The 12,378-nt window shown below is 58.9% G+C and carries 15 protein-coding genes; 2 read left to right on the plus strand and 13 right to left on the minus strand.

The window, feature by feature from the left end; genetic code table 11:
- Positions 1–234 precede the first annotated feature (234 nt).
- From ACZ5WW_RS08645 to ACZ5WW_RS08655, 3 genes are read right to left on the minus strand one after another with little or no spacing between them, the layout of a single operon-like run.
- Positions 235–1,269 carry an aldo/keto reductase gene (locus tag ACZ5WW_RS08645; protein ID WP_377165136.1) on the minus strand — a complete coding sequence of 345 codons (1,035 nt, stop codon included), beginning with the start codon at positions 1,267–1,269 and terminating at the stop codon, positions 235–237.
- 43 nt (positions 1,270–1,312) lie between these two features.
- Positions 1,313–2,332 carry an LLM class flavin-dependent oxidoreductase gene (locus ACZ5WW_RS08650; RefSeq protein ID WP_377165134.1) on the minus strand — a complete coding sequence of 340 codons (1,020 nt, stop codon included), beginning with the start codon at positions 2,330–2,332 and terminating at the stop codon, positions 1,313–1,315.
- Positions 2,329–3,378 carry an alkene reductase gene (locus tag ACZ5WW_RS08655; RefSeq protein ID WP_377165132.1) on the minus strand — a complete coding sequence of 350 codons (1,050 nt, stop codon included), beginning with the start codon at positions 3,376–3,378 and terminating at the stop codon, positions 2,329–2,331. Before ACZ5WW_RS08655 ends, ACZ5WW_RS08650 begins: the two co-directional genes overlap by 4 nt.
- A gap of 128 nt (positions 3,379–3,506) precedes the next feature.
- On the opposite strand from ACZ5WW_RS08655, the gene ACZ5WW_RS08660 reads away from it, so the two are divergent.
- On the plus strand, positions 3,507–3,788 hold the full coding sequence (locus ACZ5WW_RS08660; RefSeq protein ID WP_377165130.1) for an ArsR/SmtB family transcription factor: 282 nt from the start codon (positions 3,507–3,509) through the stop codon (positions 3,786–3,788).
- Positions 3,789–3,979: 191 nt separating this feature from the next.
- On the opposite strand, the gene ACZ5WW_RS08665 is transcribed toward ACZ5WW_RS08660, so the two are convergent.
- On the minus strand, positions 3,980–5,185 hold the full coding sequence (locus ACZ5WW_RS08665) for a sialidase family protein (protein ID WP_377165128.1): 1,206 nt from the start codon (positions 5,183–5,185) through the stop codon (positions 3,980–3,982).
- A gap of 301 nt (positions 5,186–5,486) precedes the next feature.
- On the opposite strand from ACZ5WW_RS08665, the gene ACZ5WW_RS08670 reads away from it, so the two are divergent.
- On the plus strand, positions 5,487–5,795 hold the full coding sequence (locus ACZ5WW_RS08670) for a hypothetical protein (protein ID WP_377165126.1): 309 nt from the start codon (positions 5,487–5,489) through the stop codon (positions 5,793–5,795).
- Positions 5,796–6,109: 314 nt separating this feature from the next.
- Here the strand turns inward: ACZ5WW_RS08670 and ACZ5WW_RS08675 are convergent, their stop codons facing one another.
- From ACZ5WW_RS08675 to ACZ5WW_RS08715, 9 genes are all read right to left on the minus strand, one after another.
- Entirely contained in the window at positions 6,110–7,462 is a 1,353-nt protein-coding gene (locus tag ACZ5WW_RS08675; protein ID WP_377165124.1) for a sigma-54-dependent transcriptional regulator, read from the minus strand.
- A gap of 15 nt (positions 7,463–7,477) precedes the next feature.
- Entirely contained in the window at positions 7,478–8,596 is a 1,119-nt protein-coding gene (locus ACZ5WW_RS08680) for a hybrid sensor histidine kinase/response regulator (protein ID WP_377165122.1), read from the minus strand.
- Between the two features lie 81 nt (positions 8,597–8,677).
- Entirely contained in the window at positions 8,678–10,783 is a 2,106-nt protein-coding gene (locus ACZ5WW_RS08685; RefSeq protein ID WP_377165120.1) for an ATP-binding protein, read from the minus strand.
- 149 nt (positions 10,784–10,932) lie between these two features.
- Entirely contained in the window at positions 10,933–11,199 is a 267-nt protein-coding gene (locus ACZ5WW_RS08690) for a hypothetical protein (RefSeq protein WP_377165118.1), read from the minus strand.
- A gap of 78 nt (positions 11,200–11,277) precedes the next feature.
- Positions 11,278–11,409, minus strand: a complete 132-nt coding sequence (locus ACZ5WW_RS08695) for a DUF3096 domain-containing protein (RefSeq protein ID WP_377165116.1) — start codon at positions 11,407–11,409, stop codon at positions 11,278–11,280.
- A 25-nt stretch (positions 11,410–11,434) separates the two neighbouring features.
- Complete coding sequence (locus ACZ5WW_RS08700; protein ID WP_377165114.1) at positions 11,435–11,629, minus strand: entericidin A/B family lipoprotein; 195 nt, start codon at positions 11,627–11,629, stop codon at positions 11,435–11,437.
- Between the two features lie 41 nt (positions 11,630–11,670).
- Positions 11,671–11,820 (minus strand): lmo0937 family membrane protein, encoded by a 150-nt coding sequence (locus ACZ5WW_RS08705; RefSeq protein WP_377165112.1) that lies wholly within the window; start codon positions 11,818–11,820, stop codon positions 11,671–11,673.
- A 38-nt stretch (positions 11,821–11,858) separates the two neighbouring features.
- Positions 11,859–12,176 (minus strand): hypothetical protein, encoded by a 318-nt coding sequence (locus ACZ5WW_RS08710; protein ID WP_377165110.1) that lies wholly within the window; start codon positions 12,174–12,176, stop codon positions 11,859–11,861.
- A gap of 13 nt (positions 12,177–12,189) precedes the next feature.
- The gene (locus ACZ5WW_RS08715) at positions 12,190–12,369 is read right to left on the minus strand and encodes a hypothetical protein (RefSeq protein ID WP_377165108.1); all 180 of its coding nucleotides are present in this window, start codon (positions 12,367–12,369) and stop codon (positions 12,190–12,192) included.
- Positions 12,370–12,378: the final 9 nt, after the last annotated feature.

Genomic DNA, 12,378 nt, shown 5'->3' on the forward strand with positions numbered 1-12,378 from the left:
GAGGATGTTACTACCTGCCCACAGTGGATCGTTTCTGCAAATGTCGAAGCACTTTCCGAGGATGGCGCTCTCTACGCGAGCTTATTCCTGGCTCCTGACTGTGATTTCATTGAAGCAACATGAGATGCCGCCGCCATCATACCAAGAGAGCGAGAAAATGAGCCCGGACTGATTTTTCTGGTAAAACCAGCTCAGATCCGGGCCCGGCATCAGCGCCATGCAGAAGCAGGCGGCTTACTTGGTTGGGAAAGGATTCCGCTCATCAAAGCCCGCCTGATGCCAATAGGGGTAGATCTTTGGCTTCTCGCTGGCGGCATCCAGCTTGGCCACCTGCTCGGTGGTGAGATTCCAGCCGACGGCGCCGAGGTTCTGGCGGAGCTGCTCTTCATTACGTGCACCAATGATGAGCGAGGAGACGGTGGGCCGCTGCAGCAGCCAGTTCAGCGCCACCTGAGGTACAGTCTTGCCGGTTTCGGCGGCCACTTCATCCAGGGCATCCACGACTTTGAAGAGGTATTCGTCCTCCACCTGGGGGCCCATTTCCCTGCTGAGCTTCTGCGAGAGGCGGCCGCTTTCCGGCTTTGGCTGGCTGCGACGGATCTTGCCGGTGAGGCGGCCCCAGCCCAGAGGGCTCCAGACCACCGCGCCGACTTTCTGGTCCAGCCCCAGCGGCATGAGCTCCCACTCGTACTCACGGCCGACGAGTGAATAATAGGTCTGATTGGCCACATACTTGGTCAGGCCAAACTTGTCGGCATGCGCCAGAGACTTCATGAGATGCCAGCCCGAGAAATTGGAGACGCCAATGTAACGGATCTTTCCTGCACGCACGAGATCGTCCAGCGTGCCCACGACCTCCTCCACCGGGGTCATGGCATCGAAGCCGTGAAGCTGGTAGAGGTCGATGTAATCTGTGCCGAGGCGCTTGAGGCTGCCCTCCACGGAGCGGATGAGATGCCAGCGCGAGGAACCCACGTTGTTTGGCCCCTCACCAAAACGGAAGGTGCCTTTGGTGGAAATGAGCACCTGATCGCGGCGGCCCTTGATGGCCTGCCCCAAAATCTCCTCTGCCAGCCCGTTTGAGTAAATGTCTGCTGAGTCAAACATGTTCAGTCCATGCTCCAGGCAGATGTCGATGAGACGTGAGGCCTCCGCGACATCGGACGCGCCCCATTCCTTGAAAAATTCTGTGCCTCCACCGAAGGTGCCGGTACCGAGAGTAAGAGCCGGCACTTTGAAGCCGGAGCCGCCGAGTTGTCTGTATTCCATGATCGTTGGGGTGTGTTCGTGTTTGGGATGAAAATGAACTGAGTCAGTGTGCAGAGCCACGCAGACTTTGAAAAACATCTGCTGCAATTTCAAACGAACGCAGCCTGGCCTGCTGGTCGTAAATGTGTGCCGTGGCGATGATTTCGTCCGCCCCGGTGTCGTTCAGCAGCACTTCGATCTGCTGGCGAAAACTCTCCGGACCGCCCACAGCGGAGCAGCGCGTCATGCGGTCCACATATGCGGCCTCCGTGGGAGTCCACAGACGGTCCATGCCTTCCACCGGCGGCAGCAACTGCCGCGGCCTGCCACGCACGAGATTGAGAAACACCTGCTGCAGGGAGGTGAAGAGCCGCTGAGCCTCTGCATCTGTCTCTGCGGCAAAGACATTCACTCCGATCATCACATGCGGCTCCTCCAGCGCACGAGAGGGCTGAAACTGGCTCCTATAGATGTCCAGCGCCTGATGCAGCAGCTCAGGTGCAAAGTGGGAGGCAAAGGCAAAAGGCAGCCCCAGCTCAGCCGCCAGCGTAGCGCTGAAGGTGCTGCTGCCCAGCAGGTAGAGCGGCACATTCAGCCCCTGCCCCGGCACGGCCCGCACACTCTGCCCGGGCAGCGCACTGCCAAGATACTGCTGCAGCTCTTGCACATCTGCGGGAAAGGTATCGCCACTGCTGCTGAGCCCACGCCGCAGCGCGCGGGCGGTGGCCTGGTCGCCACCAGGTGCACGGCCCAGCCCAAGATCAATGCGGCCGGGATACAGAGACTCAAGCGTACCAAACTGCTCCGCAATGACCAGCGGTGCATGATTGGGCAGCATGATGCCGCCCGAGCCCACACGAATGGTGGTGGTGCCGCCTGCGATGTACCCAATGACCACCGACGTGGCCGCGCTGGCCACGCCGGGGATGTTGTGATGCTCAGCCACCCAGTAGCGGTGATAGCCCCACTTCTCTGCATGCTGGGCCAGATTCAGCGAGTGGCGGAAGGACTGCGCGGCAGTCTCCCCCTCCAGTATCGGAGAAAGGTCCAGCACCGAGTAAAGGAGGCCCGGGGACGTCTTCATAACGCAGGGTAATCCGTGTACCCCTTGGCGCCATCCCCATAAAACGTGGAGGGATCAGGCGCATTCAGGGGGGCCTGCTGGGCCAGCCGTTTGGGGAGGTCGGGATTGGCAAGGAAGGGCACGCCAAAAGCCACGGCATCTGCATCGCCTGCAGCCAGAATGGCATTGCCAGACTCAAGCGTGAATTTTTCATTGGCCACATAAACGCCCCCGAAGGCCTTCTTGAGTGCAGGGCCGATGCTGTCCGGAGCCTGATGCTCACGTGCGGCGATGAAGGCGATCTTGCGACGGCCCAACTCGCGCGCCACGTAGCTGAAGGTCTCCAGGGGATTGGCATCTCCCATGTCATGCGCATCGCCACGCGGAGCGAGGTGCATGCCCACGCGGTCAGCACCCCAGACGGAGATGACGGCATCCGTGACCTCCAGCATCAGGCGGGCGCGGTTTTCCACGGAGCCGCCGTACTCGTCCGTGCGCTGATTGGTTTTGGACTGAAGAAACTGGTCCAGCAGGTAGCCATTGGCACCGTGCACTTCCACACCGTCAAAACCTGCCAGCTTGGCATTTTCAGCGCCTTTGCGATAGGCCTCGACGATGCCCGGAATTTCAGAAAGCTCCAGGGGGCGAGGGGTGACGAAGGCCTTTTCAGGCCTGACGAGACTCACATGTCCAGCGGCCGCGATGGCGCTGGGAGCCACGGGCAGTGCGCCATCTAGGAACATCGGATCCGAAATACGCCCCACATGCCAGAGCTGCAGGAAGATGCGCCCTCCGGCCTCGTGCACCGCCTGGGTGACGAGCTTCCAGCCTTCCACCTGCTCCTGAGACCAGATGCCGGGGGTATTCGCATACCCCACGCCCATGGGGGTCACCGAAGTGGCCTCCGTGAGGATGAGGCCGGCGCTGGAACGCTGGCGGTAGTACTCGGCCATGAGAGCGTTTGGCACACGCTGCTGCCCGGCCCTAGCCCGGGTAAGCGGGGCTAGAAAGATGCGATTGGGCAAGTGAAGAGGGCCGAGCTGGAGGGGATCAAAGAGAGTGGGCATGAGGTTTGTTCTTTAGTTCACAAATACCGAACAATAGAATGATTGAACTGCAAGCGAAATTAATGTAGCATCCGTTCATCAGACCTCTCCACCATCCTCCAGCCGAAAGTTTCACCGTCGCAGGAATCATGCACGCCCTGTCAGATCCGGTGCGTCTCAGCATCGTGGCCGAACTGCGCAAGGCCGAGGAAGGGCTCAACTGCGTGGAGACCACCAGCCGCCTGAAATGCACGATGCCGAAGTCCACCTGCTCGCAGCATTACCGCATCCTGCGTGAGTCAGGCATCATCTACAGCGAACGCCGTGGCGTGGAGCTGACGAGCAAGGTGCGCCGCAAGGAGCTGGAAAGCCGTTTCCCGGGTCTGCTGGACGCCATTCTCAAAGCATGGCGGCGTGAGCACGGGGAGTGAGCCCCCCCGCAGCAGCCCTGATTCAGTGTGAGTGCCCGCCCTGCGCAGCCCCCTGTGGAAATCTACGCTCCCTTGAACGGCATGGTGGCGTGAACCGTGGCTTAAAAGACTCTGCGGACGTCAGGCGTCCGCAGAGCAGCGAATGCAAAGCCGAACAAACAACCCTCATCAGAGGAAACCGGGCATCATCTTCACTCCGGAGCCGTCAGCCATTCAAGATTGAAACGAGCGAGCGTCAAGCGTCCGCCGGCAAAGTGGGCCAGCGCTGAACCGTCGCCACTGCGGCCATAGAAGCAGAGGATGGTGCCGCTCTTCGTGACGGCGATGTCGGAGTACATGCTGGGGCCGGGCTCGATGGATTTGCTCACCGGCCAGGTTTTGCCCTCATCACGGCTGAGCTTCACGCTGACGTTTTTACGGTCGCGGTTTTTGCCGGGCTCGGCTTTGCCTTTCTCTTTTTCCAGATTGTGCGGATTGGAGAAGAGAATGAGGCTCTGGCCGTCGTGATTGTAGCGCACGATGCCGCCCATGCAGATGGGTTCAAGCAGGGCGTCGTCAAACTTCGGGGTGCTCCAGCCGGTGGCACCATCCTTGCTGATGGTGACGAGGCGGCGGTGGGCTTTCGACTCGCTGCGCACATTGAGCATGACGCTGCCGTCATTGAGTTCGATGGCGACAGTTTCGTTGGGGTTGATCCATTCGTCCGTGCAAGGCACGGCGATCTCGCCTGCCTTCCAGGTTTTGCCCTGGTCGTCGCTGTAGATGGTGGCAGTGACGCTGGGGCGGTGGGCATTGCCACCGGCGCCGGTAGAGAGCCAGACGGGCACGACGAGACGGCCATTTTTGAGCTGAATGCTGTGATCCGGGCCGGTGGCCAGCACCTTCCAGTCGTAGTCTTTTTTGAAGGCGGCAAAGGCGGAGGTTATCTCGGCGGGCTTGCTCCAGGTGAGGCCGTCATCCGCGCTACGCTGGTAGAAGCAGCGCTCGTATTCCAGGCAGAAAAGCATGTGCACGGTGCCGTCCTTGTCGGCAATCAGAACGGGGTTGTTGTAGGTGACGTCGTTGGGATCGACGTTTTTCATCTTGAGCGCGAAGGGGTTCTTCGCTTTCGGGCCTTCAACGTTGGCGATGCTTTGCGGAGGGCTCCAGGTTTTGCCTTCATCGGTGCTGCGGCGTAGCAGGATGCGGATGTCATCCCAGTCACTGACTCCGGCGGCACGCTTGCGTGCCTCGCACCAGGTCAGCACGGTTCCCTTGGCAGTCACGACGACCCCGGGAATGTGGTAGAGCTTAAAGGCTGGATTGTCTCCGACGATGAAGAGATCCTGTTTTTCGATGAAGGGTTCGGCAGCTGCGAGTGTCCCGCAGAACAGCAGGAGGGATGCTAGGTGTTTCATGGTGGCAGTGATAGACGGCTCCGATGCTCTTCTCTTTGCTGGTAAACAGATTTGACCATGGCACTTGCTTGCTTGCCCTGTGGTCTTCTCTTCCAGTCGTTGCCCCCGAAGCCTTGCAACATGCACGGCCCAGGCATGAGAAATCCATGCAAGATGCAAGATTCGGCAGGTTAAACCACCTCACGCCAATCGCATTAACCATTGTGGATCAACAGGTTTAATTCAGAACCGATCACAAGGTCCAGTTCTAGCTCAAGTGTATGTCCAACCTGGCACAACCAGAAGAAACCACACCCATACTATGAAACACACCATACTCATCCTGTCCCTGGCAGCAGCAAGCATGGGCTTGTCCAGTTGCTCAACTTACGTGGATGGAGGCGGCTACGTCGCGGCACGCCCAGGATACCCCGCCTATCGCCGAGTTCCCCCGCCGCCGAAGTACTACTCCAACTCATGGCATGACCATGACCGTTATCACCACGATCATTACAGGGCCAAACCAGTCCCCTACGGGCAGTGGAAAAAGAGCGGGGTCAATGCCCGGGTGAATGCCAATACCAGACTGCCTCTCAACGTGAACAGCTCGACACGTCTCGGCATCTTTTGACGGACGGCCACTGCAGCAGACCCTCAATCGCACCATCCACACCTGAAACACACCATGAAAAACATTCTCCCCCTGACATTCCTCGCAGTGATTGTCTGCCTGATGCCAAGCTGTGAAACCCACGTCAATGCGCGAGCCCGCGCACAATCACCAAGGCACAGTCATCATCGCAGCCAGTCTGGAGCTGGCATCAATGCCAATGTAGGCGCTTCACTGGGCCTGTAAAAAACAACATCCTCCGGGGCGGATGAATCATTTTCATCCGCCCTTTTTTTGCACCTGCGGAAGGCATAAGCAATCGTCGTTTCCCTGACTCAGGGACCGTCCAGCTGATAGCGCTTTCGCTTCCGGTAAAGTGTCGCGGAATCGATGCCTAACACCTGGGCAGCTTCATCCAGCGAAGCCGTGCTGGCCATGACACGGCGAATGTGCTCGCATTCCAGGAGCTCGATGCTGACGCGCCCGCCGACGGTCAGCTTGGAATCCTCAGCTCCTGAGCGCGCGGCATGAGCGGCCTCAGGCAGATCACATGGAGTGATTTGCTCCCCCTCGGCCAGGATCACCGCACGCTCGATGGCATTGCGCAGCTCGCGCACATTTCCAGGCCAGTCATGCGCACGCAGAGCCTGCAGAGCCTCATGGCTGAATCCACGGACTTTGCGACCAAACTCACGCGTGAAGAATTTGAAAAAACGTTCTGCATAAGGGATGAGATCTTCAGGCCGTTCGCGCAGCGGAGGCATCACGGCCGAAATCACATTCAGCCGGTAAAACAAATCCTCGCGAAAACGCCCTTCAGCCACCCACTCCTGAAGGTTTCGGTTGGTTGCCGCGATGACACGCACATTGGCCTTGCGCGGCGTGGCCTCACCCAGGCGCTCATACTCGCGCTCCTGAAGCAGCCGCAGAAGCTTGGGCTGGATCTCCAGCGGCAGCTCTCCGATTTCATCAAGAAACAGCGTTCCGCCTTCAGCCGCCTTCACCTTGCCCCAGGTGTCGCGCAGCGCGCCGGTGAAGGCCCCCTTGACGTGCCCGAAGAGATCGCTCTCCAGCAGTTCACGTGAAAGGCTTGGGCAGCTGACTGTGACGAAAGGCTTGTCGCGGCAGGCACTGCGCTCATGAATGGCACGCGCTATCATCGTTTTGCCGGTGCCGCTCTCCCCCAGGATGAGGATGGAAGCCTGGGTGTCTGCCGCGCGAAAAAACACCTCCAGGCTGCGCTGCAGGGCGGGGTTGTTTGACTCCACCTGCGCAGGCGGGGCCTGACGGCTCACCTCCGTTTTGAGTTCCTCAACTTTGCGCTCCAGGGAGCGCAACGTGGCAATGCGTTTGAGCGACTGACGGAGCTGGTCGGGACTGAAGGGCTTCTCCAAAAAGTCCACTGCGCCAAGCCTTGTCGCCTCCACCGCGTTGGGGATGGTGGCGTTGGCGGTGAACATGACAACGTGCACCCCTGGATGCTCGCGGCGTATCACTTCCAGCACCTGAAGGCCGCTCTCTTCGCCCAGGTACAAATCCAGCAGAACCAGATCAAAGGAGGTCTCCTTGAGGTTGGTCAGCGCCACGGCTCCGGTCTCGGCCGTTTCGACATAGTGGCCTGCGGCCTCAAGCGCGATGCTCGTGGCCCGGCGAATGCTGGCTTCATCGTCGACGATCAAAATATCCATCCGTATTTCATCTTGTTAAAGTTGTTCATCTCCGCACAACGAAAGCTCCAGCCGGGCGGCGGCTCCGCTGCCTTCAGCGCGGTTTTCAATGCGCAACCCCGCCCCCATTCTGTCTGCGCCACGTTTGGCAATCGCCAGCCCCAGCCCCGTGGAGGACTCGCCACCTGTGGGGCGGGCACTGAGTCTCATGTAATCCTGGAACATCCGGGCGTGGTCACTTTCGGTAAAGCCGGGGCCTTCGTCAGTGATGACAATCACCAGAGAGCGTTCTTGCTGGATGAGCTCTGCCACGATGTTTCCGCCCCGGGGCGAAAATTTCACAGCGTTGCTCATGAGGTTGTCGAGGATCTGCCCCAGCGTGAGAAGATCTCCCCGGATGTGCGCCTGCTGTTTGGGAGCGCTGACAGACAGGGCAATCTGTTTGCGCCGTGCTGTTGTCTGCCAGGCCGAAATCATTTCACGAATCTGATCCGTGGAGATCCGCACAGGCACCAGCCTTTCTTGCCCGGCCTCCTGGGCTCTGCGGCTCAGAAAGCGGTCCACAAAACTCACCACCTGATCACACGTCGTGACGATGTGCTGGATAAGTTCGCCGGCCGTTTCCTTCTGCTCCGGCGTGAGTTCCGCCAGCGTCTGGGCACTGAAGCGAATGGCGCCCAGAGGATTTTTCAAATCGTGCGCCACCATGCTGATGATCTTTTCGCGCTCATGAAGGATCCTGGCTGAGACTTCGCGTGTGCGCTTGAGCTCCACCTGGTTGCGCACGCGGGCCAGCAGCTCAGTCTTGTTGAATGGCTTCGTTATATAGTCCACACCGCCTGCCTCCAGACCGCGGACGATGGCCCCTGTGTCATTGGCTGCGGAGACAAAAATCACAGGCAGAGATGCCGTCTCAGGGTTGTCCCGCAGCCTTCGGCAAACCTCAAAACCGTCCATGTCTGGCATCAGCACATCCAGCAGCACAAGGTCGGGAGGCCGGGCCTCCATACGCTGCAGGGCCTGAGGTCCGCTGGTCGCTGGTATGACCTCAAAACCCGCCTGCGTCAGAATTGTTCCCACGACCTGGATGTTCTTCAGGTTGTCGTCCACCACAAGAACCACTCCCGGGGCGGCGGCTCCCCCCGTAAAAGGCATTGATGCTGTGGGTGAATCTTCAGTCATTTTTCTGGATTGTTTTCAGGAGTGGAGGCCTATCACAGGCAGGACTTTGCGTCATCAGCGAGCTGCCTCCGCCTCGCCGGTAATCTTGTGGGATACGTTGGAAAACTCGCCCAGGAGCTTTTCCACCTGCTCAAGTTCAAAACATTCCGCAGCCGCGACGAGCGCACTGGCATAGCGGCTGAGCGGCGGGCAGTCGTAGCGTGCAGCCAGCACCTGAAGATCGCCTCCAAACGCAGCAATTTCTCTCATGGGATAGGTCTCCAAAAATCGCTTCACCTCGTCACCGGCTATTTTTTTCAGCTTCACAGCAAGCCCTGGCCAGGTGGCCGAAGTGTGGGCGTCGAGTGATTCCAGCACAGCGGCTGGCATCGTGTCACTCACCACCACATCTGGGCTGGCCAGCACATGGCGCAGTGTGGCGTGGCCCAGCACAGGCTCCAGTTCATGGAAGAGATCCAGCGGGCTGAAAGGCTTGCGCAGGTAGCCGTCGAACATCTGCTTCAGCCGCAGGGATTCATCCGGGGCTGATGATGCCGTCTGAGCAATGACCGGGATCGCATTCGTGCGCTCATCCTCACGCAGGATCTCACGCGCCCATTTGCCGTCCATCCGCGGCATCCGGATATCCATGAGTATCACATCCGGCTTTGCATGCCGGGCGACTTCGAGCGCTTCGATGCCATCCTGCGCAAAAAGCAGTTCGTGATGTGACCCATGAAAAAAACCTGCGAGCAGCTCACGGTTGGTGGGGTTGTCGTCCACCACCAGAATCGTTGCCGCACGCAGCCGGTTGAAATCTGCCTGCCGGCTGCTGGGGGCGCCCGCATTCTTTTTTTTGCTGACCGAAACGCCAGAAAGCAAAACGGTGAATTCTGACCCGGCGCCCGGGGCGCTCTCCAGCAGGATCTGCCCCTGCATGAGCTCGACCAATTTCCGGGTGATGCTCAGGCCCAGGCCCGTCCCCTGAGCTCCGCTGCGGCTGAGTGCGGAGACCTGCTCAAACGGAGAGAAAATCCTCTCATGATCTTCTGGGGAAATGCCCACGCCCGTGTCCGTGACCTTGATCATCAAGTCCCACTTTTCGTCCTCCGTCTGCGCGGCATCCAGCAGCACCTTCACACCGCCACGCCGCGTGAACTTCACCGCATTCGTCACGAGATTCACCAGCACTTGGCGCAGGCGCAGCGGATCGAGGTCCAAAAACGGCGGTATGGCCCCGCGGATTTTGGTCTCCAGGTAGATGCCTTTGTCGGCAGCCTGCTGCTTGAGCATGACGGCAACGCCATCCACAATCTCGCTCACATTGGTCGGCTCCAGACGCAGTTCGAGTTTGCCGGCCTCCACGCGCGAGATGTCCAGGATCTCATTGATCAGCTCCAGCAGAGTGTGCCCGCTGCTCTGGATAGACTTCAGGTAATTGAGCGCCCGAGGCTCGCTGATGATCCCGCCCAGCAAGTCCGTAAACCCCAGGATGGCGTTCATCGGCGTGCGTATTTCGTGGCTCATGTTGGCCAGGAACTGCGATTTCTGGAGGTCTGCCTGCTTTGCATGGGCCACCGCCTGCTCCATCTCCATCCCACGCAGGGTTTCACGATGACTGCGCTTTAGAAAGAGCAGGCTGGCGAGTCCGGTCGCGACGGCGAGAATCAGGCCTCCGATGCTGGTGAAGGTCTGCTTGCGAAACTCCTGCTGCGCCTGCTGATCCCGCTGCAGGTAGAGTTCACGCTCGTGCCGCACGCACTCATCAATGCTCTTGAGCAGCTGCTTCATGATGGCGCCGCCCTTGTTAAAGATGCTTCGCCTCGCTTCATCCCCCTCCGCTCCCGAGGCGACCGACGTCAGCTGTGCCAGCGCAGCCAGGCGTTCCACCACAAGCTGCCGCACCTCCTTGAGCTGCCGCTGCTGGGTTTCATTGTCATGAGTCTGGTCTGTCAGCGTGTCCAGCAGTCTGCGAGTCTCCGTCTCAGTCTTTCCCAGTGATGGAGACCAGGTGATTTCCCCGAGGATGTAGAATGAATGCACCGCCGATTCGACTTCAGACATCTTGGAGCGAAGCACGAGTAAATTGTCGATGACCACCCCGGAATGCTCCACAATCTGGGTTCCCTCTCGCGCAATCCTGCCGCTGTAGGCCATGCTCGCCATGACCAGCAAAGTCATCGATGAGGAAAAGACCAAAAACAAGCCATGCCATGAGCGAAACATACTTAGTAGGAGGTGTTGAAAGTCTGGCCAGCAGGCCCATGCTTTAAACGAATCTGGTCCTGATGACGAACCCTTTCGCCATCAGGACCAGAGAAGATGCCAGCCTACTTGGCCGCATCTTTCACCGCTTCCTGGACAGCGGTCTTCACCTTCCCGGCGTCCTTGGCAGCGTCTTCGATCGCATCCAGGACAGGCTCGCCCGGGCGGCGGTCGAGTGCGTCATCGATCTTGTTTTCGATCTTTTCACGCACGGAGGGCTTGGCTGCGGCTTTTTGATCACCACAGCTCACCACCAGCAGGAGGGTAAGCCCGATCAGGAGGAACAGGCTGGCTGCAAAGAAACATTGAATGCGCTGATGCAGTGTGTTCATGGTATTTGAGATACTTGGGGTTTTTTTGGGCGGAATCACTTCCGCGTTTTAGGTTTGGGGGGGAGATAGTTGCGGTGGCTAACCCTTTTGAAAGGCCAGCACACCTGTGAGGATGAGGTAGATGCCCACCACGTAGTTCAGAAGCGCTGGAAACATCAGCACGCAGATGCCTGCTATGACCGACATCAGCGGAGAAAGATGCTTGTTCATGACGGAGTTTGGTGAGGGTGAAAACTCAGTTGCCAGAGGCTCTGGCGGCGGCGTGCTCGATTTTGCTGCCCACTTTTTCCACGTCGCGACCAAAGCCGCGTGTCGTGTTGCAGGAACTGAGCAAGGAGAGCGCCAGCAGCAGCAGCGAGATGGCGATGATGGACAAACCGGTGCTGCGGGCGATGGATTCGTCATTGATGGAGGAGGCGTTGTTTTTCATAAGCGTAAAAGTGAATTTTAAAGAATGGGGAGGGTGTTGATTTAAACCGGGCTGCGGCCTTGGATGATGCGAACGAGCACCAGCACCACCGCCACAACCAGGAGGATGTGAACGAAGCCGCTGAGTGTGTAGCTGGACACCACGCCAAGCAGCCACAGGATGATCAGAAGGATGGCGATAGTTTGAAGCATAAAGGTAGGTGGTTAGGATTGAGTCAGGAAAGCAAAACTCAGCGGCGGAACAGAAGCCCCAGCACCAATCCGCCTGCCAGCGCGCCGGCCAGCGCACGCCCGGGGTTTTCCACCACGTAGCCACGCATGTGGTCGATCTTTTCCTTGGTCACTTCAGCGGAACGGCGGGCCTGGTCTTCCAATCTCTGGGCCGAGTTTCTGGCCAGCTGGGCACTTGGCCTGATGATCTTGGTCTGCGCCAGTTCCATGGCTTCATGCGAGAGCTGTTTGAAGTCTGTCTTGGCAGCTTCACCCAGAGCGCGAAAGTCTTGCGCCGTGTCGTTCAATGCCTGCTGAATGTTTGGGGTGCTGTTCATAGGAGTGGGTGGGTTAGTGTTTCAGGTGGTAGGTGGCTTCGAAGATGATCAAAGCCATGATCGCCACCGCCCATGCTATGACTGAGGCCTGAGCCACCACCCCGGTCAAAGCCACGAGAAGCGCGAGCGTCGCCAGTATGAGCGACAGCACACGAACCAGTGAATTGTTTGGGGATGGATCAGAACCAGTCATGGGGGTGGC

The organism is Prosthecobacter fluviatilis, assembly GCF_055388355.1.